Genomic DNA, 25,504 nt, shown 5'->3' with positions numbered 1-25,504 from the left:
TCACAGGGGGCGCCCTCAACGTCGTACGAGAGCCTTACGAGGCCGTCCGCGGTCAGTCCCGCCCGCGGCCCCCAAGGTGATGCACCCGCACCATGTTGGTCGTCCCCGGCACGCCGGGCGGGGAGCCGGCCGTGATGACCACGATGTCGCCCTCGTTGAACAGGCCGAGCTTGACGATCTCCTGGTCCACCAGGTCGACCATCTCGTCGGTGCTGTTGACGAAGGGCACCACGTGCGGCTCCACGCCCCAGCTCAGCGTCATCTGGTTGCGGGTGGACTCGTCCGTGGTGAACGCGATGATCTGCTGGGCCGCGCGGTAGCGGCTCAGGCGGCGGGCGGTGTCGCCGGACTGGGTGAAGGCGACCAGGCCCTTGCCGCCGAGGAAGTCGGCGATCTCGCAGGCCGCGCGGGCGACCGAACCGCCCTGGGTGCGCGGCTTCTTGCCGGGGACCAGGGGCTGGAGGCCCTTGGAGAGGAGTTCCTGCTCGGCCGCGGTGACGATCTTCGACATCGTCCGCACGGTTTCGATCGGGTACGCGCCCACGCTCGACTCCGCCGACAGCATGACCGCGTCGGCGCCGTCCAGGATCGCGTTGGCCACGTCGGAGGCCTCGGCGCGGGTCGGGCGGGAGTTGGTGATCATCGACTCCATCATCTGGGTCGCCACGATCACCGGCTTGGCGTTGCGACGGCACAGCTCGATGAGCCGCTTCTGCACCATCGGGACCTTCTCCAGCGGGTACTCGACGGCCAGGTCGCCACGGGCGACCATCACGCCGTCGAACGCCATCACGACGTCCTCCATGTTCGCCACCGCCTGCGGCTTCTCCACCTTGGCGATGACCGGGACGCGGCGGCCGACCTCGTCCATGACCTTGTGCACGTCCCGCACGTCGCCCGCGTCCCGCACGAAGGACAGCGCGACCAGGTCGCAGCCCATGCGCAGCGCGAAGCGGAGGTCCTCGACGTCCTTCTCGCTCAGCGCCGGCACGTTCACGGCCGCGCCGGGCAGGTTGATGCCCTTGTGGTCGGAGACGACGCCGCCCTCGATGACGATCGTCGTCACCCGGGGACCCTCGACGCCGGTGACCTTCAGCTCGACGTTGCCGTCGTTGATGAGGATCTGGTCGCCCTTGGCGACGTCGCCCGGCAGGCCCTTGTAGGTCGTGCCGCAGATGTGCTTGTCGCCGGGGACGTCCTCGGTCGTGATGACGAACTCGTCACCGCGCTCCAGCTCGACCGGGCCCTCGGCGAAGGTCTCCAGACGGATCTTCGGGCCCTGGAGGTCGGCGAGCACACCGATGGCCCGGCCGGTCTCCTCGGCGGCGGCGCGCAGGCGCTCGTACCGCCCCTGGTGGTCTTCGTGCGTGCCGTGGCTGAAGTTGAAGCGGGCCACATTCATGCCCGCCTCGATCAGCGCGACAAGCTGTTCGTGGGAGTCGACCGCGGGGCCGAGAGTACAGACGATTTTCGAACGGCGCATGGGGCGATCCTATCGGTTTGTTTCGCTACGGAATATTCCGTCTGGCGGAAGATACAAATGAGCCGCGTATTGCTCAGTCGTGTTACTCAGTCGTTGCTCTTCCTCACCAGTGCGTAGGTCTGCGTCGCGATCTCCAGTTCTTCATCCGTCGGCACCACCGCTACCGCCACCCGCGCGTCCGAGGGCGAGATCAGTCGCGGCTCGTCACCGCGTGCGGCGTTCCGCTCCGGGTCCACCGCGAGGCCCAGTTGTTCCAGGCCCGCCACCGCGGCCTCCCGCACCGGCGCCGCGTTCTCGCCTACGCCGGCCGTGAACGCGATGGCGTCCACCCGGCCGAGCACGGCGTAATAGGCGCCGATGTACTTCTTCAGACGGTGAATGTAGATGTCGAAGGCCAATTGGGCCCGCTCGTCACCTTCATCGATCCGTCGGCGGATCTCCCGCATGTCGTTGTCGCCGCACAGGCCGATCAATCCGCTCCGCTTGTTGAGAAGAGTGTCGATTTCCGCAATGGACATTTCGCCAACACGCGCCAAATGGAAGATGACGGCGGGATCCAGGTCACCCGATCGCGTACCCATCACCAGCCCCTCCAAGGGCGTCAGCCCCATGGAGGTGTCGACGCACTTCCCGGCGCGCACGGCGGACGCCGACGCGCCGTTGCCGAGGTGCAGCACGATGACGTTCACCTCCTCGGGCGTCTTGCCCAGGAGCTTCGCGGTGGCCCGGGAGACGTACGCGTGCGAGGTGCCGTGGAAGCCGTACCGGCGGATCCGGTGCCGGTCCGCGGTCTCGACGTCGATCGCGTAGCGGGCGGCCGACTCCGGCATCGTGGTGTGGAACGCGGTGTCGAAGACGGCGACCTGGGGCAGGTCCGGGCGCAGCGCCTGGGCGGTGCGGATGCCGCTGAGGTTGGCCGGGTTGTGCAGCGGGGCCACCGGGATGAGCCGCTCGATCTCGGCGAGCACGGCGTCGTCGACGACGGTCGGCTCGGTGAAGTGCCTGCCGCCGTGCACCACGCGGTGGCCGACCGCGGCCAGCTCGGGGGAGTCGATCCCGAGGCCGTCCTTGGCGAGCTCCGTGGCCACGGCCTTCAGAGCGGCCTCGTGGTCGGCGATCTGCCCGGTCCACTCACGGCTCTCGCCGTCGCCCGCCAGCGGGGTGTGCTTCAGCCGGGAGACGTCCTCGCCGATGCGCTCGACGAGGCCCGCGGCCAGCCGGCTGTTGTCGCGCATGTCGAGCAGCTGGTACTTCACCGACGAGGAGCCGGAGTTCAGGACGAGGACGCGGGTCGCGGTCACTGGAGGGGAGCCTTCTCGGTGGTCGGGGCGGGGGACTGGGACTGGATCGCGGTGATGGCGACGGTGTTGACGATGTCCGAGACGAGCGCGCCCCGGGACAGGTCGTTCACCGGCTTGCGCAGGCCCTGGAGCACCGGGCCGACCGCGATGGCGCCGGCCGAGCGCTGCACGGCCTTGTAGGTGTTGTTACCCGTATTGAGGTCCGGGAAGATCAGAACCGTTGCCTGTCCGGCCACTTCGGATTCCGGCAGCTTGGTCGCGGCGACCGACGGCTCCACGGCGGCGTCGTACTGGATCGGCCCCTCGATCTTCAGATCGGGCCGCCGCTGCCGCACCAGCTCGGTCGCCTCGCGCACCTTGTCGACGTCGGCGCCGGAACCGGACGTACCCGTGGAGTACGACAGCATCGCGATCCGCGGCTCCACGCCGAACTGCTCGGCGGTGGCGGCCGACTGGATGGCGATGTCGGCCAGCTGCTCGGCGTTCGGGTCCGGGTTCACCGCGCAGTCGCCGTAGACGAGGACCCGGTCGGCGAGGCACATGAAGAACACGGACGAGACGATGTCGGCGTCCGGCTTGGTCTTGATGATCTCGAAGGCGGGCCGGATGGTCGCCGCCGTCGAGTGGACGGCGCCCGAGACCATGCCGTCGGCGAGGCCCTCCTGCACCATCAGCGTGCCGAAGTAGTTCGCGTCGGAGACGACGTCGTAGGCCAACTCGACCGTGACCCCCTTGTGGGCGCGGAACTCGGCGTAGCGCTCGGCGAACCGGTCGCGCAGCTCGCTGGAGGCCGGGTCGATCAGCTGGGTGTCGCCCAGGTCGATGCCGAGGTCGGCGGCCCTCTTGCGGATCTGGTCCACCGGGCCGAGCAGGGTCAGGTCGCACACCCCGCGCCGCAGCAGCACCTCGGCGGCGTGCAGGACGCGCGGCTCGGTGCCCTCGGGCAGCACGATGCGGCGCATGTTCGAGCGGGCCTGCTCCAGCAGCTTGTGCTCGAACATCATCGGGGTGACCCGGTCGGTGCTGGGCGCCGAGACCCGCTTCAGCAGGTCGCCGGTGTCGACATATCGCTCGAACAGGCCGAGCGCGGTCTCCGCCTTGCGCGGGGTGCCCGCGTTCAACTTCCCCTCCAGGGAGAAGAGCTGCTCGGCGGTGGGGAAGCTGTAGCCGGGCACCGACAGCACCGGGGTGCCGGGGGCGAGGCGGGCGGCGAGGGTGAGGACCTCGTCGCCGGGCCGCTCGTCCAGGGTGAGCAGCACACCGGCGATCGGCGGGGTGCCGGCGCTGTGCGCGGCCAGCGAGCCGACGACCAGGTCCGCGCGGTCGCCCGGGGTGACGACCAGACAGCCGGGGGTCAGGGCGGTCAGGAAGTTCGGCAGCATCGCGCCGCCGAATACGAAGCCGAGGGCGTCGCGCGCGAGCCCCGAGTCGTCGCCGAGCAGGACCTTCGCGTCCAGCGACTGGGCGATCTGCCAGACCGTCGGCGCGGACAGGGCGGGCTCGTCCGGGACGACGTAACAGGGCACCGGCAGCCGTGAGTCGAGCCGCTCGGCGATCTCGTCCCGGTCGTCCCGGGCGACCCGGTTGGTGACCATGGCCAGCACGTCACAGCCCAGGTTCTCGTACGCCCGGTAGGCGTTGCGGGTCTCGGCGAGCACCGACTCGGTGGTCTGCCCCCGTCCGCCCACGACGGGTATCACCGACGCGGCGAACTCGTTGGCCAGCCGGGCGTTGAGCGACAGCTCGTCCGGGAGCTGGGTGTCGGCGAAGTCGGTGCCGAGGACGAGGACGACGTCGTAGTCGCGGGCGACGGCGTGGAACCGGTCGACGAGCGTGGACACCAGCTCGTCCGTCCCGCGCTCGGCCTGGAGGGCGGACGCCTCGTGGTAGTCCATGCCGTAGACCGTCGCCGGGTCCTGCGAGAGGCGGTAGCGGGCCCGCAGCAGCTCGAAGAGGCGGTCGGGGGAGTGATGCACCAGCGGCCGGAACACCCCCACCCGGTCGACCTGGCGGGTCAGGAGCTCCATGACCCCCAGTTCGACAACCTGGCGGCCGTCGCCGCGGGTGATGCCCGTCACGTACACGCTGCGCGTCACGCGTCGTCTCCGTTTCGTCTGATCGTTTCGACTGGCGTCCATCGGCGGGTCGCAAAATCGCCCAGTGGGGTGAGCGAAACCCTCTTGACAATACCCTTGGCTGTGGATAAGGCGCCCGTCAGTAGGGGAGCGACATCGCCCTCGGCGACGTGAAACAATCGGACTGGCTCACCGGTATCAACAGCGAGCAGGAGACACAGCACGATGCGTATCGGAGTTCTCACCGCAGGCGGCGACTGCCCCGGCCTGAACGCCGTGATCCGGTCGGTCGTGCACCGAGCCGTCGCCCAGTACGGCGACGAGGTGATCGGCTTCGAGGACGGTTACGCGGGCCTGCTGGACGGCCACTACCGCAGCCTCGACCTGGAGGCGGTCAGCGGCATCCTGGCCCGCGGCGGCACCATCCTGGGCTCGTCCCGGCTGGAGCGCGACCGGCTGCGCGAGGCGTGCGAGAGCGCGGTGGACATCGCCCGCGACTTCGGCATCGACGCGCTGATCCCGATCGGCGGCGAGGGCACGCTGACGGCGGCGCGGATGCTGTCCGACGCCGGTCTGCCGGTGGTCGGCGTCCCGAAGACCATCGACAACGACATCTCCTCCACCGACCGCACGTTCGGCTTCGACACGGCGGTCGGTGTCGCCACCGAGGCCATGGACCGGCTGAAGACCACCGCGGAGTCCCACCAGCGGGTGATGGTGGTCGAGGTCATGGGCCGCCACGCGGGCTGGATCGCGCTGGAGTCCGGCATGGCGGCCGGCGCGCACGGCATCTGCCTCCCGGAGCGCCCGTTCGACCCCGCCGACCTCGTCAAGATGGTCGAGGAGCGCTTCTCGCGCGGCAAGAAGTTCGCCGTGATCTGCGTCGCCGAGGGCGCCCACCCCGCCGACGGCACCATGGACTACGGCAAGGGCGAGATCGACCAGTTCGGGCACGAGCGCTTCCAGGGCATCGGCACCGCACTCGCCTTCGAGCTGGAGCGGCGCCTCGGCAAGGAGGCCAAGCCGGTCATTCTCGGCCACGTCCAGCGCGGCGGCACGCCGACCGCGTACGACCGCGTCCTCGCCACCCGCTTCGGCTGGCACGCGGTGGAGGCCGCGCACCAGGGCGAGTTCGGCAGGATGACCGCGCTGCGCGGCACCGACATCGTGATGGTGCCGCTGGCCGAGGCGGTGACTGAGCTCAAGACGGTGCCGAAGGACCGGATGGACGAGGCGGAGTCGGTGTTCTAGCACCGGGTCCGGTACGGGATCGCCGTACCGACTCACAGACTTCACCCAGCGCCGCTTCAGGTCCGCCCTGGACCTTGGTGTCCATGCACGGACACGGACATCACCACAGACCACGCACCCCCGGCGCGGAGCGCACCCGCCGCTGGTTCATGAACAGGTCGCTGCTGCTCGGCGGTGCCGCCGCGGTGGCGACCATGACCGGCGTGACCGGGTGCTCCGACGGGTCCTCCTCGACGGCGGCCTCGTCGCCGAGCGCCGCGCCCTCCGGAATGCCCGGCGGGGGCGGGGGCATGGGCCCCGGCGCCACCGAGGTCAAGTACGCCGACTTCGTGGGCGTCACCACGGACGGCAAGGTCCAGGACGACCTGTACTCGATCCACTCCACCGGCGTCTCCACCGACGCCACGGTCAGGGCCGCGCAGGCGTTCCTGGACGGCCTCTCCAGCTCCGAGAGGCGCTCCGCACGGTACGACGTCCAGGACGACGAGTGGCTGGCCTGGAGCAATGTCGACGGCTACGCGCGCAAGGGCGTCCGCATGGGCGACCTCACCGAGAAGCAGCGCGACCTCGGCTTCGCCCTGCTCGGCGCGGCCCTGTCCGCCGACGGCCTCACCCAGTCCCGCAACATCATGAAGCTCAACGCCTACCTGGGCGAGTACAACGGCGGCGGCCGGGAGACCCTCACCGAGGGCCACTACTACTTCACCTTCATGGGCACGCCCTCGACCACGAAGCCCTGGGGCTTCCAGTACGAGGGCCACCACCTGGCGATCAACTGCTTCGTGCTGGGCGACCAGGTCGTCATGACCCCGACCTTCATGGGCTCCGAGCCCACCTCGGCGACGTACCAGGGCGAGAAGATCGTCACATTCAGGACGGAGACCGAGGCGGGCCTGGCGATGCTGCGCTCCCTGACCGGGGCACAGCAGGCGAAGGCGATCTCCACCACGGCCCAGAAGTCCGGCGCCGACATGAAGGCCGGCGCGGGCGCCGACAACCTCGAACTCGCCTACGAGGGCCTGAACTGCTCCGAACTCACCGCCGCCCAGCGGCAGAAGCTGCTCGACCTGGTCGGCGTCTACGTCGGCTACATGAACGAGGGGCACGCGAAGGTCAGGCTGGCGGAGGTCGAGAAGCACCTCGACGACACGTACTTCTACTGGATCGGCGAGACGAAGGACAGCTCCGCCTTCTACTACCGGGTGCACAGCCCGGTCGTACTGATCGAGTACGACGCGCAGTCCCCGCTGGCGTACGGCACCAAGTCGAGCGGGGGCGGCATGGGCGGTCCCGGCGGGACGCCGACCCAGCAGCACATCCACACGATCATCCGGACGCCGAACGGCAACGACTACGGCGTGGACCTGCTCGCGCTGCATCTGGCGAACGACCACTGAGCGCTCAGGCGGTGTTCCCCTGGACGGTCTGCCAGAACCGCTCCACGATCCGGTCCAGGAACTCGCGGCCGGCCGCGCTGGAGTCACCGCTGCCGCCGCCCCAGCTCAGCGTGGCGGTCATCTGCCCCTGGTAGCTGCGGTGCAGCTCCTGGAGGGTGGTCTCCAGCAGGCGCCGGTCCAGGGGCGCGATCCTGCCGACCGGGCGGACGTACGCCTGCCAGCGCGTCGTCACCGCGCTGCGCAGCAGATCCGCGAGCCGGGTCTCGCGGCCCGTGACGGTGATGAAGTCGGGGAGGGTCAGGCCGAGTACGTCGGCGAGGGCGGCGGACTGACGGTCGTTGCCGCGCCAGTCGTCGTTCTCCTCCATGCGCAGGTACCCGGGGACGTCGTGTCCGACGGCACGGGCCACGTCCTCGGGTGCCAGTCCGCGGGCGATGCGGTGCTCGCGCAGGGTCCGCGGCTTGCCGAGCAGTTCACCCGGCGAGCACCACAGGACGCCGGCCAGCGCGGTGAGTTCGCCGCTGTCGGGGGCGGTGAGCTCGCGCTCCCAGGCGATGACGAGGTCCTCGGTGACGTAGGGGAGTCCGTACGAGGTGCGCAGGCCGTGGGCGACGTGCTCGGGCCCCATGTTGAGGGCGGCGCGCAGTCTGCGGGCGGCGGGGGCGTTGAACGGGGGAGTGGGCGGGTTGCGGCGCCCGGAGCGGTTGGGCGGCTGGTTCGGCTGAGCTGGGGGTCGGTGCACGCGCCACAACGTAGGGCGGGCGGAGTGCGGTGACTACGGTCTGTTCGGCCAGGATCACGGATTGTAGGAAGCTACGGCTACTGGCGGGTTCGCCGGTGGCCGAAGATCGTCTGTCGAGCTGTGCGGGCTGCCGGTCAGGATGGCGGCGGGGCGTCACGGTGGCGGCCCGGAAGGTGGTGACCGACGGTGAACGGCAAGCTCAGCGGGCATATTCGCGAGCGTCTTCTCGCGCCGAACTTCTGGCATCTGGCGACGATCGGCCCGGACGGGATGCCGCAGGTGTCGCCCATGTGGGCGGACATCGAAGACGAGTACGTCATGGTCAACACGTCCATGGGGCGGGTGAAGGTGGACAACCTGCGGCTCAATCCCAACGTTTCGCTGTCCCACCACGACCCGGAGAACCCCTACGACCGTGCCGAGATCCGGGGCCGGGTCGTCCGGTTCGTGGAGGGCGAGACGGCGGAGCGGGCGATGGACCGGCTCGCGCAGAAGTACATCGGTGAGGAGCGCTATCCGTGGCTGCTGCCCGGAGAGCGTCGGGTGATGCTCTTGATCGAGCCGGTGCGGGTGCGCCGGGTCGTGGGGGTGGAGGCGTTCCGGGCGGGCGTGCTGCCCGACGACGTCACCCCTTGACCGCCCCGCCCAGCGCGAACCCTCCCCCCAGCCGCCGGGCGATCAGCACGTACAGCAGGATCACCGGCGTCGAGTAGACGATCGAGAACGCCGCCAGCTGGCCGTACGCCACCATCCCCCGGTTGCCGAAGAACTCGTTGATGCTGACGGAGGCCGGCATCTGGTCGGGGGTGAGCAGCAGCATGAACGGCACGAAGAAGTTGCCCCACATCATCACGAACGAGAAGACCGTGACGACGGCGACTCCAGGGCCCATCAGCGGCAGCACGATCCGTACCAGCGACTGGAGGGAGGACGCCCCGTCGGTCCAGGCGGCCTCCTCCAGCTCCTTCGGCACCCCGTCCATGAAGTTCTTCATCAGCCAGATGGCGAACGGCAGTTGGGAGGCGGCGAAGAAGAAGATCGTGCCCTGCATGGTGTCGATCAGGTTCACCCGCACGAACAGGGCGTAGACCGGCACCATGATCGCGGTGATCGGCAGGCTCGTCGCGAACAGGACCGTGAGCAGGAACGGGCGGTTGAAGCGCGAGCGGAAGCGGGACAGGGGGTAGGCGGCGAGCGCCGCGCACGCGACCGTCAGAGCCGTTCCGCCGCCGCACAGGAGCAGGCTGTTGAGCAGCGGGGTGAAGGTGATCTCCGGGGTCAGGACCGCGTCGAAGTTGTCCAGGGTCAGGCCGTCCGGGAGCTTCACCTGGAGGTTGGCCCTCGGGTCGAGCGCGGAGAGGACCACCCAGGCGAGCGGCAGCACGAACGCGGCGGCCAGCACCAGTAGGCCGGCGTCGGCGGCCAGCCGGTGCGTGGTCCCGCGTTTCGTCAGGGTCCGGGACATGCGCGTCAGACCTCCGTTCGCAGCAGACGCAGATAGACCACCGAGAACAGCGACCCCACCACCAGGAGCAGCAGGGCGACCGCCGTGCCGTAGCCGATCATGCTCTTCTGGAACGCCTCCTCGTACATGAACAGCGGCAGCGTCTGGCTCTTGCCGCCCGGACCGCCCCTCGTCATCACCCAGATGAGCCCGAAGACGGACAGCGTCTGAAGGGTGATCAGCATCAGATTGGTGCCGATGGAGCGGCGGATCATCGGGAGCGTGATGTGCCACGTGCGGCGCCAGCCGCCGGCGCCGTCGACCTGGGCCGCCTCGGTGACCTCCTTGGGGATCTCGGCCAGCGCCGCCGTGTAGACCAGCATCGAGAAGGCCGTGCCGCGCCACACGTTCGCGAACGACACCGCCAGGATCGGCAGCGTGAACAGCCAGTTCTGGCTGGGCAGATGGAGCCAGTCCAGGATGGCGTTCAGGGTGCCCTCGCGCCGGAAGAAGGCGTACAGCAGAAAGCCGGCGACGACCTCCGGCAGGACCCACGCCGTGATGACGATGCCGCCGGTGAGGGTGCGGACCGGCTTCGAGGCGCGTTGCATGAGCAGGGCCAGGCCCAGGCCCAGGGTGTTCTGGCCGACCAGGGCCGAGACGACGGTGAAGACCAGGGTGAGCCAGACCGCGTTGAGGAATGCCTCGTCACCGAACGCCGTACGGAAGTTGTCGAAGCCGACGAACGACTCCTCGGCCTGGCCGGTGAGCTGGAGGTCGGTGAAGGCGATGTAGGCGCAGTAGGCGATGGGCCCGGCGAGGAAGAGCAGCAGCAGGACGACGGCGGGGGAGACGGGCAGGGCTCGGGTGAGCGTACGCAGCCACGGAGCCGGCCTGCGGCCCGCGGGGCGGGAAGCCGGCGGGCCCGCAGGGGATTTGAGGTTCCCCGGGCCCGCCGCCGCGTGCGGTGCCTCGGCGGTCATGTGCACGCGCCCCGGTCCGCGCTGAAGCCGTCGGTCACTTCTCGATCACCTGGTCGTCCGTCGCGGACTTCAGCTCCTCGTCGTACCCCTTCGCCGCTTCCTCGACCGACATGTCACCCGTCGTCACGCCTTCCATCGCCTCCTGTACGGCCGTCGAGACCTTCGGGTACGCCGGGAAGGCGGGACGGTAGTGCGTGCTCGCGACGAGATCGGTGAAGAACTTGATGCCGGGCTGCGCCTCGACGTAGGCGGGGTCGCTCGCGACGTCCTTGCGCACGGCGATGCCGGAGTTGGCGACGTACCACTTCTGGGCGTTCGCCTTCGTCTGCATCGTCTTGATGAACTCGAAGGCCAGGTCCGGGTTGCCCGCCTTGGCCGGGATGGACCAGGTCCAGCCGCCGGACATGCTCACCTTGCCGGGGGCCTGGCCGTTCTGGGTGGGCATGGCGGCGAGACCGAGTTCGTCGGACCACTCGGGCCATTCGTGGCCGCTGCCGGCCAGCCAGTCCTGCGGGAGCCAGGAGCCGTCGAGGGCGATGGCGAGCTTGCCCTGCGGGAGCCACTCGCCGCGGACACGGGTCATGACGTTGGGGTCGAGGGCGTCGGAGACGTCCGGGCCGAGCTTCTCCTTGTAGACGGTCTCGACGAAGGCGAGGGAGTCCTTGAACCCCTTGCTGCCGGCGACCCACTTCTTCGTGCCCTTGTCGTACAGCGGGTCGCTGGTGCCGTCGTTCGTGCCGTACAGCAGCATCTCGAAGGTCTGCATGGTGGCGGCCTCGCCGACGGGCTTGCCCGTGTAGACGTTCAGGGGGATGACGTCCGGGACCTTGTCCCTGATGGTGCGGGCGGCGTCGAGGACGTCGTTCCAGGTCTTCGGCTGCCAGTCGGCGGGCAGGCCGGCCTTCTCGAAGATGTCCTTGCTGAACCACAGCCCCCGGGTGTCCGTCCCGTCCGGGACGCCGTACGTCTTGCCGTCCTCGCCCTTGGCCGCGGCCTGTGCCGTGTCGATGAACCGGTCCCAGTCCTGCCACTTGGCGAGGTACGGGTCGAGGGGCTTCAAGTACCCGCTGGTGATGTCCGAGTTGATGAGGAAGGTGTCCTCGTAGACCAGGTCCGGGGCGGTCTTGGGGGAGCGGAGCATCTGCTGGAGCTTGGTGTAGTACTCCGAGTCCGGGGCCTTGATCGGGACGAACTCGACCTTCTTGCCGGGGTTCGCCTTCTCGAACTGCTTCTTGATGTCCGCGAGATAGGTGTCCATCACCTTGATGGAGTTGTCCGTGGACTGCTTGAAGGAGACCTTGAGGGTGTCCGGATCACTGCCGGAACCGCCGCCACAGGCGGTGAGCGTGGCTGCGGCGGCGAGGGCGAGGACTGCGGGGAGGACGGCGGTGGGGCGCACGGGCATGACCTCCTGGGGCCTACGGCGTTGTGGCCTGGGGTTGTCTGCCCGGTGAACCTAAGAGGAGTGGTCTAGTCAGGTCAATGCGTGTGCGCCGGATTGAGGCCGGGCGGATCGACGGGCGGATCGCCGGCCGGTGTTCCGGACGATGCCCAGGTGGTGGAGCGTTCGGCCGTTCCTACCGGCCCATACCTGCCCCCGGCACCCACCGATACACCAACTCCGGCCTCCCGACCTGGCCGTAGACCGGTGCGCGCTCGGCCCTGCCCGCCTCCACCAGATGCTCCAGATAACGCCGGGCGGTGATCCGCGAGATCCCCACGGCCTCGGCGACTCCGGCGGCCGTGAGCCCCTCCTCGACGTCCCGCACCGCGCCGGTCACCCGCTCCAGCGTCGGCGCGCTCAGGCCCTTCGGCAGCGCCGCCGGGCCCGGTGCGCGCAGCGCGGCGAGGGCCCGGTCCACCTCGTCCTGTCCGCTCGCCTCACCGACCGCCGCGTGGAACTCGGCGTATCGCACGAGCCGGTCCCGCAGGGTCGCGAAGGTGAACGGCTTCAGCACGTACTGCACGACGCCGAGCGACACGCCCTCGCGTACGACGGCCAGATCCCGGGCCGACGTCACCGCGATCACATCGGCGTGATGTCCCGCCGCCCGCAACGACCGGGCCAGCTGGAGCCCGTGCACATCCGGCAGATGCAGGTCGAGCAGCAAGAGATCCACCGGCGTTCGGTCGAGCGCCCGCCGCGCCTCCGCCCCGGTGTGCGCCTTGCCGACCGCGACGAACCCGGGCACCCGCCCGACGTACATCACATGCGCGTCCGCGGCGACCGGATCGTCCTCCACGACCAGCACCCGAATCTGCTGCCCCTCGCCGGTCGTCATACGTCACCTCTCGAAATGACGGCCCGCTCGGCGGGAGTGGCTGACGCCGGGGACGCGGATCGGGAGGGGGGTACGGATCCGTTCGCCGGCGCGGCTGCGAGAGCGCCGCCGCCCGCGGATCCGGCTTCGCGTGCCGGTGCGGCCCCGCCCTCCGGAACCGCCCCCAACGGCAACCGCACCTCGAAAACCGCTCCACCCCCGTCGGCCTCCGTCACCGACAGCGTCCCGTGGTGGCGGATCGCCGCCTGGCGTACGAGGGCCAGGCCGAGCCCCCGGCCCCCCGGTCCGGCCGGCTTGGTGGTGAAGCCGCGTTGGAAGACCGTCTCGGCGAGGGCGGGGTCCACGCCGGCGCCGGTGTCGGAGACCCGTAGCACCAGCTCACCGCCCTCGGCGTACGCCGTCACCGTCACCCGTGCCCCCACGCTTCCCTGCGCCGCGTCCACGGCGTTGTCGATGAGGTTGCCCAGTATCGTCACCAGGTCCCGGGCGGGCAGCGGGTCCGGCAGCAGGCCGTCGTCCAGCCGGCTGTCCTCCGACACGACCAGCTCCACGCCCCGCTCGTTGGCCTGGGCCGTCTTGCCCAGCAGCAGGGCCGCGAGCACCGGCTCGCTCACCGCCGCGACGACCTGGTCGGTCAGGGCCTGGGCCAGTTCCAGCTCGGCGGTCGCGAACTCGACGGCTTCCTCGGCCCTCCCCAGCTCGATCAGCGAGACCACGGTGTGCAGGCGGTTCGCCGCCTCGTGCGCCTGCGAGCGGAGGGCTTGGGTGAAGCCTCGCTCGGAGTCCAACTCGCCCATCAGGGACTGGAGTTCGGTCACGTCCCGAAGGGTCACCACCGTGCCGCGCCGCTCACCGCCCGACACCGGGGACGTGTTCACCGCCAGTACGCGTTCCGCCGTGAGATGCACCTCGTCGACCCTCGGCTCCGACGCCAGCAGTGCCCCCGTCAGCGGCGCCGGCAGGCCCAGCTCCGCGACCGACCGGCCCACCACGTCCCCGTCCACCCCGAGCAGCTCCCGGCCGCCGTCGTTGATCAGCGCCACCCGGAACTGCCCGTCCAGCATCAGCAGCCCCTCACGCACCGCGTGCAACGCCGCCTGGTGATAGTCGTGCATCCGGCTCAGCTCGGCCGCGTTCATCCCGTGGGTGTGCCGGCGCAGGCGCGCGTTGATGACGTAGGTCCCGATCGCGCCCAGCGTCAGCGCGCCCGCCGCCACCCCGATCAGAGCGGTCAGCTGTTCCTGGACCCGCTTGCTGATCTCCTCCACCCGGATGCCCGCGCTGACCAGCCCCACGATGTGCGCCCGGTCCGTGCCACCGGCGTAGATCGGCACGACCGCCCGGACGGACGGACCGAGCGTGCCGGTGTACGTCTCGGTGAACGGCTCCCCGCGCAGCGCGCGCTCGGTGTGGCCGCGGAAGTGCTGGCCGATCTGCTGCTCGTCGGGGTGCGTCCAGCGGATCCCCTTCGGATTCATGATCGTGACGAAGTCGACCTCGGCGTCACGCTGCACCCGCAGCGCGTACGGCTGGAGCTCGGCCGTGGGGTCGGCGCCGCGGATCGCCTCCGGCACCGACGGCGCGTCGGCGATCGACTGCGCCACCGCCTTGGCCTGCCGCCCGGCGGCGTCCTCGGCCTGGCCGCGGTCGCTGACGTAGGTGAACACCGCGTACCCGGCCACGAGCACCGCGATCAGCACGGCCTGCATCGCGAAGAGCTGGGCGGCCAGGCTGCGGGGTCTCGGGACGGGGATGCGCATGCCGTCAGTCTGCCTCGCCGGCTGATGGTGAACTAAATGAACGGAAGGGTGACCGCCCTCACATGGCGGGAGATAGTCACCGCATCGCTGAATACGATCCCCGCCCCCCGGGGCTCGGCAGCCGATCAGCGAACCCCCCACCCCGGACGTGAGCCGCACGCCGGTGAGTCAACCGACGAAGACGTCAAGGAGGGCAGCCGTGGCCGCCGCCAGTTCCCCCGATACGGCACCTGCCGCACCGGTCGCCAAACGGGACCGCACGCACTACCTCTACATCGCGGTGATCATCGCGGTTGCCCTCGGTATCGCCGTGGGTCTGGCCGCTCCCGACTTCGCGGTCGAGCTGAAGCCCATCGGTACGGGCTTCGTGAACCTGATCAAGATGATGATCTCGCCGATCATCTTCTGCACGATCGTCCTGGGCATCGGCTCGGTGCGCAAGGCCGCGAAGGTCGGTGCGGTCGGCGGTATCGCGCTGGTCTACTTCCTCGCGATGTCCCTGGTCGCCCTCGCCATCGGTCTCGTCGTCGGCAACATCCTGGAGCCGGGCACCGGCCTCGCGCTCACCGACGCCGTCAAGGACGCAGGACACGCCCAGGTCGACGCCGAGGCCAAGGACACCACCGAGTTCCTGCTCGGCGTCATCCCCACCACGATCGTCTCCGCCTTCACCGAGGGCGAGGTCCTCCAGACGCTGCTGATCGCCCTGCTCGCCGGCTTCGCGTTGCAGGCCATGGGCCCGGCCGGACAGCCGATCCTGCGTGGCGTGGAGCACATCCAGCGACTGGTCTTCCGCATCCTCGCCATGGTGATGTGGGCCGCCCCCATCGGTGCCTTCGGCGCCATCGCCGCCGTCACCGGCTCCGCCGGTCTGGACGCGCTGAAGAGCCTCGCCGTGCTGATGCTCGGCTTCTACGTCACCTGCTTCCTGTTCGTCTTCCTCGTGCTCGGCGTGCTGCTGAGGGTCGTCGCCGGCCTCAACGTCCTCACCCTCTTCAAGTACCTGGGCCGTGAGTTCCTGCTGATCCTGTCGACCTCCTCCTCCGAGTCGGCGCTGCCGCGCCTCATCGCGAAGATGGAGCACCTCGGCGTCAGCAAGCCGGTGGTCGGCATCACCGTCCCGACCGGCTACTCCTTCAACCTCGACGGCACCATGATCTACATGACCATGGCGTCCCTGTTCATCGCCGACGCCATGGGTACGCCGATGTCGATCGGCGAGCAGATCCCGCTGCTGCTGTTCCTGCTGGTCGCCTCCAAGGGCGCGGCGGGTGTGACGGGCGCCGGCCTGGCCACGCTCGCGGGCGGCCTCCAGTCGCACAAGCCGGCCCTGGTGGACGGCATCGGCCTCATCGTCGGCATCGACCGCTTCATGAGCGAGGCCCGCGCCCTGACGAACTTCGCGGGCAACGCCGTCGCCACGGTCCTGATCGGCACGTGGACGAAGGAGATCGACCGCGAGCGCGTCGACCAGGTGCTCGCCGGGCAGCTGCCGTTCGACGAGAAGACGCTGCTGGACGACCACGGCGACGCCCCGGCCGAGGTGCCGGAGCAGGGCGGGGAGAAGGAACTCGCCAAGGCGTAGACGTTGCGCGCTCCGGACGCCCGGCCCCGCCTGAACCGGGGCCGGGCGTCCGGCTGTCGTCATTCCGAACGCCGCTTGCCCTGACGTCGGCGTCAAGGCTTACGTTCGTAGGCATGCGAATCGGCGAGCTGGCCGCGCGGGCCGGGACCACGACGCGCACCTTGCGCTACTACGAGTCGCGCGGGCTGCTGCCCGCGCGGCGCAGCGGCAACGGGTACCGGACGTACGACGAGGACGACCTGAAGCTGCTGCGGCAGATCAGGACGTTGCAGGACTTCGGGTTCGACCTGGAGGAGACCCGGCCCTTCGTGGAGTGTCTGCGGGCCGGGCACCCGGAGGGCGACACCTGTCCCGCCTCGCTCGCGGTCTACCGGCGCAAGCTGGACGAGCTCGACGTGCTGATCGGCGAGCTGGAGGCCGTGCGGGCCGAGATCGGCGTACGGCTGGCGACGGCCGGAGGGGAGCCACCGTTGTGCGAACTGGGAGGGCAGAAGCTGTGATCAAGGCGTCGGGCGTGGCCGAGGTGACGGACGCGGACTTCGAGGCGGAGGTGATCGGGGCGGAGCTGCCGGTGCTGGTGGAGTTCACCGCCGACTGGTGCCCGCCGTGCCGGCAGATGGGGCCGGTGCTCAGCGCCCTCGCGGCGGAGGAGGGGGAACGGCTGAAGGTGGTGCAGCTGGACGTGGACAGCAACCCGCTAACCACGAACGCCTACAAGGTGCTGTCGATGCCGACCTTCATGGTCTTCCGGGACGGTGAGCCCGTCAGGTCGATGGTGGGGGCGCGGGCCAAGCGGCGGCTGCTGGCGGAGCTGGCCGACGTGCTCTGAGCCGGCTCCCGATCTCACCGGAATACAGAAAAATCCCTCGAGCAATTGCGCTCGGGGGATTTCTTTGCGTATATTCAATGGTTCGCGACTTCAAGTGGATTGAGCCGCGAAGAAGTTCAGTGAGCACAGTATATCCGGGCGGGAGCGGAATTGTCAAACACCGAATTTCAAGACGATGAATTGCGTCGCGAACAGGAATTCATCGACGGTCTGTACGCGCGCGTGGACGCGCTGCGCGGCGACACCGAGGACTCCGTCACGGACGCGCTCGCCCAAGGCAACACGCCCATGCAGGCACGGCTGGAGCGGGACATCCTCGTCGTCGAGCGCTCGGGGCTGCTCGCCGCGCTGAACGCCGTCGACGGCTCGCTCTGCTTCGGCCGCATCGACCTCGCCTCCGGCGTCACCCACCACATCGGCCGGATCGGGCTGCGCACCGAGGACGCCGAGCGCACCCCGATCCTGATCGACTGGCGCGCCGACGTCGCCCGCCCCTTCTACCTGGCCACCGGCCACACCCCGATGGGCCTCAGGCGCAGGCGGCACATCACCACCAGCGGCCGTGCGGTCACCGCCCTGCACGACGAGATCCTGGACCTCGGCGACCAGGAGCGGACCGGCCACGAGGACCCGACCGGTGACGCCGTGCTGCTCGCCGCGCTGAACTCCGCGCGCACGGGCCGGATGAGCGACATCGTGCAGACCATCCAGGCCGAGCAGGACGAGATCATCCGGGCACCGCACCGCGGGGTGCTGGTGGTGGAAGGCGGTCCGGGCACCGGCAAGACCGCGGTCGCCCTGCACCGAGCCGCCTATCTCCTCTACGAGCACCGCGAACTGCTCGCCCGGCGCGCGGTCCTGATCGTCGGCCCCAACCCCGCCTTCCTCGGCTACATCGGCGAGGTGCTGCCCTCGCTGGGCGAGACGGGCGTGCTGCTCGCCACGGTCGGCGAACTGTTCCCCGGCGTGCGGGCGACGGCCACCGACTCGCGCGCGGCGGCCGCGGTGAAGGGCCGGGCCGACATGGCCGACGTGCTCGCCGAAGTCGTACGCGACTGGCAGGCGCTGCCCGATCCGGTGATCGCGATCCAGCACGACCGCGAGGTACTGATGCTCGACGACGACCTGGTACGGGTCGCCCGTGAGCGCACCCGGGCCGCGAAGCTCCAGCACAACGCGGCCCGCGAACACTTCGAGGGGCACATCCTCAACACGCTCACCGAGCTGTACGCCGAGCGGGTCGGCACCGACCCCTACGACGGCAGCAGCCTCCTCGACCCCAGCGACATCACCCAGATCCGCGACGAGATCGCCGACAACCCCGAAGTGTGGGCGGCCATCGACCAGTTGTGGCCGCGGCTGACCCCGCAGCGCCTGGTCGCCGACTTCCTCGCCGACCCGGTCGGCTACCTCCCCGACGAGGACGCCGCCGCCGTCCGCCGGCCCGTGACCCGGGAGTGGACCGTCGCGGACGTACCGCTGCTGGACGAGGCGGCGGAACTGCTCGGCGAGGACGACCGGCTGGTCCGGGCGCGGGCGGAACGCGAACGGGAGACGCAGGTCGCGTACGCGCAGGGCGTGCTGGACGTGTCGTACGCCTCGCGCACCTACGAGTTCGACGACAAGGAGGACGAGGACAGCGAGATCCTCTCCGCGCACGACATCATCGACGCCGAGCGCTTCGCGGAACGCCAGGAGGAGGACGACCACCGCAGCGCGGCCGAGCGGGCGGCGGCGGACCGCACCTGGGCGTTCGGGCACATCATCGTCGACGAGGCGCAGGAACTGTCGCCGATGGCCTGGCGGCTGCTGATGCGGCGCAGCCCCACCCGCTCGATGACGCTGGTGGGCGACCCGGCCCAGACCGCGGAGGCGGCGGGCGTCGGCTCCTGGCGGCAGATCCTCCAGCCGTACGTCGAGGACCGCTGGGAGCACACTCGCCTCGGAGTCAACTACCGCACACCGGTCGAGATCATGGACCTGGCGGCGGCGGTCGTGCGGGCGGAGCACCCGGACTTCGAACCGCCGAGTTCGGTTCGCTCGACCGGGGTACGGCCCTGGGTGCGCGCCACCGACGACCTGCCGGACGCCGTCGCCAAGGCCGTCGGTGAGCTCACCCCCACCGAGGGCCGGCTCGCGGTGATCGCACCCCGCCATCTGCACCGCAGGCTGGCCGCACGTCTCGACGACGTCACGGCCGACACGGAACCCGACCTCACGAAGAGCGTCGTCCTCCTCGACCCGCGTCAGTCGAAGGGCCTGGAGTTCGACTCGGTTCTGGTGGTGGAGCCGGGCCTGTACGGCACGAGCGACCTGTATGTGGCGCTGACCCGGGCGACACAGCGGCTCGGCGTGCTGCACACGGGCCGACTGCCGCGTGGCCTGGGGTGACGCTCCGAAGCGCCGGACGGGTGACCGGTTCAGCCCGTCCGGCGCTTGAGGCGGCGCCCTCCTAGGCCGGACGCAGCCACACCGTCGCCAGCGGCGGCAGGGTCAGCCGGATGCTCGCAGGGCGGCCGTGCCAGGGCTGGGGCTCGGGCTTGAGGGGGTCGGGGTTGACGACGTCGCCGCCGCCGTACCGCGCCGCGTCGGTGTTCAGCGTCTCGTGCCAGGCCGGGATGTCGTCGGGGACACCGAGGCGGTAGTCGTCGCGCACGACCGGCGACAGATTCGACACCGCCAGCAGCGGCGCCCGCTCCGCGTCGAAGCGCAGGAACGCGAAGACGTTGTCGTCGGCCGCGTCACCCACCACCCACTGGAACCCGGACGGATCGGTGTCCCGCTGCCACAGCGCCGGCGTATGCCGGTAGACCGTGTTCAGGTCGCGGACCAGGTCCCGCACCCCTCGGTGGTCCGGCTCCGCCCCGTACGCCGGGTCCAGCAGCCACCAGTCCGGCCCGTGCGCCTCCGACCACTCGGCGCCCTGCGCGAACTCCTGCCCCATGAAGAGCAGTTGCTTGCCCGGGTGGGCCCACATGAAGGCCAGGTACGCGCGGAGGTTGGCGCGCTGCTGCCACCAGTCGCCCGGCATCTTCGACACCAGCGACCGCTTGCCGTGCACCACCTCGTCGTGGGAGATGGGCAGGACGTAGTTCTCGCTGTACGCGTACACCATCGAGAACGTCATCTCGTTATGGTGGTACTTGCGGTGCACCGGCTCCTTCGCCATGTACTCCAGCGAGTCGTGCATCCAGCCCATGTTCCACTTCAGCCCGAAGCCCAGCCCGCCGAAGCCCCCCGGGCCCGCCACATGCGTCGGGCGGGTCACGCCGTCCCAGGCCGTGGACTCCTCCGCGATCGTCACGACCCCCGGCACCCGGCGGTACACGGTCGCGTTCATCTCCTGGAGGAACGCCACCGCGTCGAGGTTCTCCCGCCCGCCGTGCTCGTTCGGCACCCACTGCCCCGGCTCACGCGAGTAGTCGAGGTAGAGCATCGAGGCGACGGCGTCCACCCGCAGCCCGTCGATGTGGAACTCCTCGCACCAGTACAGCGCGTTGGCGACCAGGAAGTTGCGCACCTCGCGCCGGCCGAAGTCGAACTCCAGCGTGCCCCAGTCGGGATGCGCGGACTTCAGCGGATCCTCGTGCTCGTACAGCGGACGCCCGTCGAACTCGGCCAGCGCCCAGTCGTCCCGCGGGAAGTGCGCCGGCACCCAGTCCATGAGCACGCCGATCCCGGCCTGGTGCAGGGCGTCGACGAGGTACTTGAAGTCGTCCGGCGTGCCGAGCCGGGCCGTGGGCGCGTAGAAGCCGGTGACCTGGTAGCCCCAGGAGCCGCCGAAGGGGTGCTCGGCGGCCGGCATCAGCTCGACATGGGTGAAGCCCAGGTCCTTGACGTACGCGGGGAGCTGCTCGGCCAGTTGGCGGTACGTCAGCCCGGGACGCCACGACGCCAGGTGGACCTCGTACACCGAGAACGGCGCCGCGTGCGTCGGCACCGAGCCGCGCCGCGCCAGCCACTGGGCGTCGCCCCACTCGTGCCGCGAGGCGTACACCACGGACGAGGTGTTGGGCGGGGCCTCGGTCCGGCGGGCCATCGGATCCGCGCGCAGCGTCTTCGTGCCGTCCGGCCGGGTGATCTCGAACTTGTACAGCTCGCCCTCACCGATGCCGGGCACGAACAGCTCCCAGACGCCGGTGCCGCCGAGCGAGCGCATCGGATACCCGGTGCCGTCCCAGAAGTTGAAGGTGCCGGCCAGGGACACACCCCGCGCGTTCGGCGCCCACACCGTGAACCGGGTGCCGGTCACGCCCTGGTGGGTCATCGGCTCGGCGCCGAGCGCCCGCCACAGCTCCTCGTGCCGGCCCTCGCCGATCAGATGCAGATCGAGCTCACCCAGCGCGGGCAGCAGGCGGTAGGCGTCCTCGGTCTCCTGGACCGTGCCCTCGTACTCCACGAGGAGCCGGTAACCCGCCGGCACCTCCCGCAGCGGCAGCAGCCCCGAGAAGAACCCCTCGCCGTCGTCGTGCAGTTCGGCCCGCAGGCTCCCCGCGACCACGGTCACCGACAGGGCGTACGGCCGGAAGGCCCGGAAGGCGACACCGCCGGGGACCGGATGCGCGCCGAGGACGGCGTGCGGGTCGTGGTGGGTGCCGGCCAGCAGCCGGTCGCGGTCGCCGGCGTCCAGGGCCGGGGAGACGGCCACCTCCACCGGCTCCGCCGGCCTCGGCACCGCCTTCTGCGCCGGGATCTTCTTCTGCGCCGCCTTCTGCGCGGGAATCCTCTTGGCGGCCTTCTTGGTCGTGGTGTCCTTCGCCCCTGAATCCTTCGACCCGGTGGCCTTGCCGGCCGCGCTCTTCGAGGCCGTCGCCTTGGCCGCCGCCTTGGACGTTGCCGCCTTGGATGCCGTCGCCTTGGACACGGCGGTCTTCGCGGTGGCCTTCTTCGTCACCGCCTTCTTCGCGACGGTCTTCTCGGCGGCCGCCTTCTTCGCCGGAGCCTTCGTGGCGGCCGTCTTCTTCGCGGCCGTCTTCTTCTGCCCGGCCTTCTTCGCCGTCGCCTTCTTCGCCGTCCCCTTCTGCACGGCCTCCGCGGCCTCCGCGGCCTTGGTCGTCGCCCTCTTGGCGACGCTCGTCTTCTCGGCCGACTGCTCGGCCGTGTTCTCGGGTTCCGAACCGCTGGAGGGAGTGGTGCGGGGGGTCACGGGCGGGGCCTCCTAGGCGCAGGTGGGGTCGGGGGAGTCGAGGGAGAGGGGGTGCCGGCGTCCGCGGCGAGGCGGTGTATCGCGGCCATCGGCACCGGGAGCCAGTCCGGGCGGTGCCGGGCCTCGTAGACGACCTCGTAGATCGCTTTGTCGGTCTCGTACGCGCGCAACAGCACCGGATCGGTCCGTGGATCGGCGCCGCTGACCTGCGCGTACCCGGAGCAGTACGCGGCCCGGCAGGCCTCGGCCCAGCCCGGCAGGGGCAGTTCGGCGGAGTGCGCGGCGTAGTCGAAGGAGCGCAGCATCCCGGCGACGTCCCGCACCGGCGGCTGCGGCATCCGCCGCTCGGCCAGCGGCTTCGACGGCTCGCCCTCGAAGTCGATCAGCCACCACCGGCCGCCGGGAGAGCGCAGGCACTGCCCGAGATGCAGATCGCCGTGGATGCGCTGGGCGGTCCAGGTGCAGCCCTCGGCGGCGAGTTCGGCCAGCGCCTCGAAGGCGGAACGCAGACCCGGCGCGTACGGCCGCAGCGCGGGCACCGCCTGGGCGGCCGAGTCGAGCCGCTCGACCATGCCGTCGACCAGCTGCTGCACCTGTGTGTGGCCCAGGGTCACGGTCGGCAGCGTACGCGCCAGCGCCGTGTGCACCTCGGCGGTCGCGCGCCCCAGTGCCCGCGCCTCGGCGGCGAAGTCCTCGCCCTTGGCCAGCTCGCGCAGCGCCAGCTCCCAGCCGTCCGCCGCGCCCTGCACGAAAGGCTGGAGCACACCGAGGACGTACGACTCGCCGGCCAGCTCGGCGTGGAACCACGCGGTCGGCGCGGGCACCCGGTCGCAGTCCTCCCCGGCCAGGGCGAGCGGCAGCTCCAGGTCGGGGTTGACGCCGGGCACGACCCGGCGCAACAGCTTCAGGATGAACGTATCGCCGTAGATCACCGACGAGTTCGACTGCTCGGAGGTGACCAGGCGCGGGACCAGGGCGGACCGGATCTCCTGGTCGCCGTCCCGTTCGAAGCGCAGCGCGCCGATGCGGGCCCCGGTGCGCAGGGCTTCGAGGAGCAGGTCGGCGGGGCGGGGGTCGTGGAGGGCGTCGTACACCGTGCGTCCGGTGAGCGGGCCCTCGGTCACGTGTCCGATCAGCGCGGGCGCCAGCCGGGGCGGCAGCGCCTCGCGCTCGCCTATGACCAACTGGTAGCAGTCGGCGGGCTGCTCGGGTGCGCCCGGCACCGGCGCGACGGGCTGATGGGCGCGCACCAGCAGGTGGTACAGGCCCAGCTTGCCGCCGGGCGGCAGTAGTTCGGTGGCCGCGACCAGCGTGAATCCGGTGACCGGACGCCCCTTGCCCGCGAACCAGCGCTGCCGTGGCAGCCACTCCCGCAGCAGTGGATCCAGTGACGCAAGGAGGCCGGGCGGGGCGGTGACGGTACGGGTGACGGCTTCCGACATGGCGTCGCGTCCTTTCCCCGGGGGGTCGGGGTGTTACTTCTGCGTGCCCCGGGCGGGGCGGTGGAAACCGCCCCGCCGGGCTGTCAGGCGGCGTCCTTGCGCAGCCGGAACCAGTAGAAGCCGTGGCCCCCGAGCGTCAGCAAGTACGGGAGCTCACCGATGGCCGGGAATCGCACCCCGCCGAACAGCTCGACGGGATGTCGGCCGTTGAACCTGCGCAGATCGAGTTCCGTGGGCTGCGCGAACCGCGAGAAGTTGTTCACGCACAGGACGAGATCGTCCTCGTATTCGCGCAGGAACGCGATCACGGCCGGATTCGACGACTGGAGCTCGGTGTAGGAGCCGAGTCCGAACGCCGGGTTCTGCTTGCGGATCTCGATCATGCGCCGGGTCCAGTGCAGGAGAGAGGACGGCGAGGACATCGACGCCTCGACATTCGTCACCTGGTAGCCGTAGACCGGGTCCATGATGGTCGGCAGATACAGCCGTCCCGGGTCGCTCGAAGAGAATCCCGCGTTCCGGTCCGGGGTCCACTGCATGGGCGTGCGCACCGCGTCGCGGTCGCCGAGCCAGATGTTGTCGCCCATGCCGATCTCGTCGCCGTAGTAGAGGATCGGCGAGCCGGGAAGCGACAGCAGCAGGGCGGTGAACAGCTCGATCTGGTTGCGGTCGTTGTCGAGGAGGGGCGCGAGACGTCGGCGGATGCCGATGTTGGCGCGCATGCGGGGGTCCTTGGCGTATTCCGCCCACATGTAGTCGCGTTCCTCGTCGGTGACCATCTCCAGGGTCAGCTCGTCGTGGTTGCGCAGGAAGATGCCCCACTGGCAGCCCGAGGGAATGGCCGGGGTCTTCGCGAGGATTTCCGAGACCGGGTACCTCGACTCCCTCCGCACCGCCATGAAGATGCGCGGCATGACGGGGAAGTGGAACGCCATATGGCATTCGTCGCCACCGCTGGCGTAGTCACCGAAGTAGTCGACCACGTCCTCCGGCCACTGGTTGGCCTCCGCAAGCAGAACCGTGTCCGGGTAGTGGGCGTCGATCTCCTTCCGCACCCGCTTGAGAAACTCGTGCGTCGCCGGAAGGTTTTCGCAGTTCGTGCCGTCCTCCGCGTACAGATACGGCACCGCGTCCAGCCGGAATCCGTCGATCCCCAGGTCCAGCCAGAACTTCAGCGCCGAGAGGATCTCCTCCTGCACGGTCGGGTTCTCGTAGTTCAGGTCCGGCTGGTGGGAGAAGAAGCGGTGGAAGAAGTACTGCCCCCGGACCGGGTCGTAGGTCCAGTTGGAGGGTTCGGTGTCGACGAAGATGATGCGGGCGTCGGCGTACTGCTTGTCGTCGTCGGCCCAGACGTAGTAGTCGCCGTAGGGGCCGTCGGGGTCCTTTCTGGACTCCTGGAACCACGGGTGCTGGTCGCTGGTGTGGTTCATGACGAAGTCGATGATGACCCGCATGCCGCGCTGGTGGGCGGAGTCGACGAATTCGACGAAGTCGGCGAGGTCTCCGAATTCCGGCAGGACGGAGGTGTAGTCGGAGACGTCGTAGCCGCCGTCGCGCAGCGGGGATTTGAAGAAGGGCGGCAGCCACAGGCAGTCGACGCCGAGCCATTGCAGGTAGTCGAGTTTGGCGGTCAGGCCCTTGAGGTCGCCGACGCCGTCGCCGTTGCTGTCCTGGAAGGAGCGGACCAGGACCTCGTAGAAGACGGCACGCTTGAACCAGTCGGGGTCACGATCCTTGGCAGGGGTGTCCTCGAAGGTGTCCAGCACGGGCTCGTTGACGGTCAT

Annotated in this window: 20 protein-coding genes; 7 read left to right on the top strand and 13 right to left on the bottom strand. The window is 70.0% G+C overall.

From position 1 onward, the window contains the following. Positions 1–52: 52 nt before the first annotated feature. The 3 genes from pyk to pta all read right to left on the bottom strand — a co-directional run bounded on the left by pyk (position 53) and on the right by pta (position 4,880). The gene (gene pyk / locus ACIQWG_RS18435; protein ID WP_404096550.1) at positions 53–1,483 is read right to left on the bottom strand and encodes a pyruvate kinase; all 1,431 of its coding nucleotides are present in this window, start codon (positions 1,481–1,483) and stop codon (positions 53–55) included. An 86-nt stretch (positions 1,484–1,569) separates the two neighbouring features. Beyond that, positions 1,570–2,784 (bottom strand): acetate kinase, encoded by a 1,215-nt coding sequence (locus tag ACIQWG_RS18430; protein WP_404096547.1) that lies wholly within the window; start codon positions 2,782–2,784, stop codon positions 1,570–1,572. After that, positions 2,781–4,880 (bottom strand): phosphate acetyltransferase, encoded by a 2,100-nt coding sequence (gene pta / locus ACIQWG_RS18425; RefSeq protein ID WP_404096545.1) that lies wholly within the window; start codon positions 4,878–4,880, stop codon positions 2,781–2,783. Before pta ends, ACIQWG_RS18430 begins: the two co-directional genes overlap by 4 nt. Positions 4,881–5,084: 204 nt before the next feature. Here pta and ACIQWG_RS18420 point away from each other — a divergent pair, with 204 nt between their 5' ends. Then, entirely contained in the window at positions 5,085–6,110 is a 1,026-nt protein-coding gene (locus ACIQWG_RS18420) for an ATP-dependent 6-phosphofructokinase (protein ID WP_404096543.1), read from the top strand. 100 nt (positions 6,111–6,210) lie between these two features. Here ACIQWG_RS18420 and ACIQWG_RS18415 read toward each other — a convergent pair whose 3' ends face one another. Then, a complete protein-coding gene (locus ACIQWG_RS18415; RefSeq protein ID WP_404096540.1) occupies positions 6,211–6,402 on the bottom strand; it encodes a hypothetical protein in 192 nt (63 codons plus the stop codon). Between ACIQWG_RS18415 and ACIQWG_RS18410 the strand changes: the two genes are divergently transcribed. Continuing rightward, positions 6,401–7,507, top strand: coding sequence for a DUF3500 domain-containing protein (locus ACIQWG_RS18410; RefSeq protein WP_404096538.1), 1,107 nt, complete (start codon positions 6,401–6,403; stop codon positions 7,505–7,507). The two genes, ACIQWG_RS18415 and ACIQWG_RS18410, sit on opposite strands and share 2 nt — an antisense overlap. Positions 7,508–7,511: 4 nt before the next feature. Here the strand turns inward: ACIQWG_RS18410 and ACIQWG_RS18405 are convergent, their stop codons facing one another. Beyond that, positions 7,512–8,258: a helix-turn-helix domain-containing protein gene (locus ACIQWG_RS18405; RefSeq protein WP_404096535.1), complete on the bottom strand. Its 747-nt coding sequence runs from the start codon at positions 8,256–8,258 to the stop codon at positions 7,512–7,514. Positions 8,259–8,435: 177 nt separating this feature from the next. Between ACIQWG_RS18405 and ACIQWG_RS18400 the strand changes: the two genes are divergently transcribed. Continuing rightward, on the top strand, positions 8,436–8,885 hold the full coding sequence (locus tag ACIQWG_RS18400; protein WP_404096533.1) for a PPOX class F420-dependent oxidoreductase: 450 nt from the start codon (positions 8,436–8,438) through the stop codon (positions 8,883–8,885). Here ACIQWG_RS18400 and ACIQWG_RS18395 read toward each other — a convergent pair. The 5 genes from ACIQWG_RS18395 to ACIQWG_RS18375 all read right to left on the bottom strand — a co-directional run bounded on the left by ACIQWG_RS18395 (position 8,875) and on the right by ACIQWG_RS18375 (position 14,718). After that, positions 8,875–9,714, bottom strand: a complete 840-nt coding sequence (locus ACIQWG_RS18395) for a carbohydrate ABC transporter permease (RefSeq protein ID WP_404096531.1) — start codon at positions 9,712–9,714, stop codon at positions 8,875–8,877. The two genes, ACIQWG_RS18400 and ACIQWG_RS18395, sit on opposite strands and share 11 nt — an antisense overlap. Before the next feature lie 5 nt (positions 9,715–9,719). Then, positions 9,720–10,676 carry a carbohydrate ABC transporter permease gene (locus ACIQWG_RS18390; protein WP_404096528.1) on the bottom strand — a complete coding sequence of 319 codons (957 nt, stop codon included), beginning with the start codon at positions 10,674–10,676 and terminating at the stop codon, positions 9,720–9,722. A gap of 34 nt (positions 10,677–10,710) precedes the next feature. Continuing rightward, positions 10,711–12,081, bottom strand: a complete 1,371-nt coding sequence (locus ACIQWG_RS18385) for an extracellular solute-binding protein (RefSeq protein WP_404096526.1) — start codon at positions 12,079–12,081, stop codon at positions 10,711–10,713. A 172-nt stretch (positions 12,082–12,253) separates the two neighbouring features. Continuing rightward, entirely contained in the window at positions 12,254–12,958 is a 705-nt protein-coding gene (locus ACIQWG_RS18380; protein WP_404096523.1) for a response regulator, read from the bottom strand. Further along, the gene (locus ACIQWG_RS18375; protein WP_404096520.1) at positions 12,955–14,718 is read right to left on the bottom strand and encodes an ATP-binding protein; all 1,764 of its coding nucleotides are present in this window, start codon (positions 14,716–14,718) and stop codon (positions 12,955–12,957) included. Before ACIQWG_RS18375 ends, ACIQWG_RS18380 begins: the two co-directional genes overlap by 4 nt. A gap of 199 nt (positions 14,719–14,917) precedes the next feature. On the opposite strand from ACIQWG_RS18375, the gene ACIQWG_RS18370 reads away from it, so the two are divergent. The 4 genes from ACIQWG_RS18370 to ACIQWG_RS18355 all read left to right on the top strand — a co-directional run bounded on the left by ACIQWG_RS18370 (position 14,918) and on the right by ACIQWG_RS18355 (position 19,523). Further along, positions 14,918–16,303, top strand: coding sequence for a cation:dicarboxylate symporter family transporter (locus tag ACIQWG_RS18370; protein ID WP_404096518.1), 1,386 nt, complete (start codon positions 14,918–14,920; stop codon positions 16,301–16,303). Between the two features lie 113 nt (positions 16,304–16,416). Next, complete coding sequence (locus tag ACIQWG_RS18365) at positions 16,417–16,803, top strand: MerR family transcriptional regulator (protein WP_404096515.1); 387 nt, start codon at positions 16,417–16,419, stop codon at positions 16,801–16,803. Then, positions 16,800–17,132 carry a thioredoxin family protein gene (locus ACIQWG_RS18360; RefSeq protein ID WP_404096514.1) on the top strand — a complete coding sequence of 111 codons (333 nt, stop codon included), beginning with the start codon at positions 16,800–16,802 and terminating at the stop codon, positions 17,130–17,132. The genes ACIQWG_RS18365 and ACIQWG_RS18360 overlap by 4 nt, the downstream gene beginning before the upstream one ends. Before the next feature lie 180 nt (positions 17,133–17,312). Beyond that, the gene (locus ACIQWG_RS18355; protein ID WP_404096512.1) at positions 17,313–19,523 is read left to right on the top strand and encodes a HelD family protein; all 2,211 of its coding nucleotides are present in this window, start codon (positions 17,313–17,315) and stop codon (positions 19,521–19,523) included. Positions 19,524–19,584: 61 nt separating this feature from the next. On the opposite strand, the gene glgB is transcribed toward ACIQWG_RS18355, so the two are convergent. The 3 genes from glgB to treS all read right to left on the bottom strand — a co-directional run bounded on the left by glgB (position 19,585) and on the right by treS (position 25,504). Further along, positions 19,585–22,278 (bottom strand): 1,4-alpha-glucan branching enzyme, encoded by a 2,694-nt coding sequence (gene glgB, locus ACIQWG_RS18350; RefSeq protein WP_404096510.1) that lies wholly within the window; start codon positions 22,276–22,278, stop codon positions 19,585–19,587. Continuing rightward, positions 22,275–23,720, bottom strand: coding sequence for a maltokinase (locus ACIQWG_RS18345; RefSeq protein ID WP_404096508.1), 1,446 nt, complete (start codon positions 23,718–23,720; stop codon positions 22,275–22,277). The genes glgB and ACIQWG_RS18345 overlap by 4 nt, the downstream gene beginning before the upstream one ends. An 83-nt stretch (positions 23,721–23,803) precedes the next feature. Next, on the bottom strand, positions 23,804–25,504 hold the full coding sequence (gene treS / locus ACIQWG_RS18340) for a maltose alpha-D-glucosyltransferase (protein ID WP_404096506.1): 1,701 nt from the start codon (positions 25,502–25,504) through the stop codon (positions 23,804–23,806).

The sequence above is a fragment of the Streptomyces sp. NPDC098781 genome (assembly GCF_044759995.1).
Lineage (GTDB): Bacteria > Actinomycetota > Actinomycetes > Streptomycetales > Streptomycetaceae > Streptomyces.
Note: the sequence above shows the minus strand (reverse complement) of the source record. Positions and strands in the feature narration are given on the sequence as shown.

Bases quoted from the DNA above. Each gene is read 5' to 3' on its own strand.
- ACIQWG_RS18415 (WP_404096540.1), bottom strand. From the start codon at position 6,402: ATGCCCCCGCCCCCGCCGGGCATTCCGGAGGGCGCGGCGCTCGGCGAC.
- ACIQWG_RS18395 (WP_404096531.1), bottom strand. From the start codon at position 9,714: ATGTCCCGGACCCTGACGAAACGCGGGACCACGCACCGGCTGGCCGCC.
- ACIQWG_RS18380 (WP_404096523.1), bottom strand. From the start codon at position 12,958: ATGACGACCGGCGAGGGGCAGCAGATTCGGGTGCTGGTCGTGGAGGAC.
- pyk (WP_404096550.1), bottom strand. From the start codon at position 1,483: ATGCGCCGTTCGAAAATCGTCTGTACTCTCGGCCCCGCGGTCGACTCC.
- ACIQWG_RS18410 (WP_404096538.1), top strand. From the start codon at position 6,401: ATGGGCCCCGGCGCCACCGAGGTCAAGTACGCCGACTTCGTGGGCGTC.
- treS (WP_404096506.1), bottom strand. From the start codon at position 25,504: ATGACCGTCAACGAGCCCGTGCTGGACACCTTCGAGGACACCCCTGCC.
- ACIQWG_RS18420 (WP_404096543.1), top strand. From the start codon at position 5,085: ATGCGTATCGGAGTTCTCACCGCAGGCGGCGACTGCCCCGGCCTGAAC.
- ACIQWG_RS18345 (WP_404096508.1), bottom strand. From the start codon at position 23,720: ATGTCGGAAGCCGTCACCCGTACCGTCACCGCCCCGCCCGGCCTCCTT.
- ACIQWG_RS18390 (WP_404096528.1), bottom strand. From the start codon at position 10,676: ATGACCGCCGAGGCACCGCACGCGGCGGCGGGCCCGGGGAACCTCAAA.
- ACIQWG_RS18375 (WP_404096520.1), bottom strand. From the start codon at position 14,718: ATGCGCATCCCCGTCCCGAGACCCCGCAGCCTGGCCGCCCAGCTCTTC.
- ACIQWG_RS18365 (WP_404096515.1), top strand. From the start codon at position 16,417: ATGCGAATCGGCGAGCTGGCCGCGCGGGCCGGGACCACGACGCGCACC.
- ACIQWG_RS18385 (WP_404096526.1), bottom strand. From the start codon at position 12,081: ATGCCCGTGCGCCCCACCGCCGTCCTCCCCGCAGTCCTCGCCCTCGCC.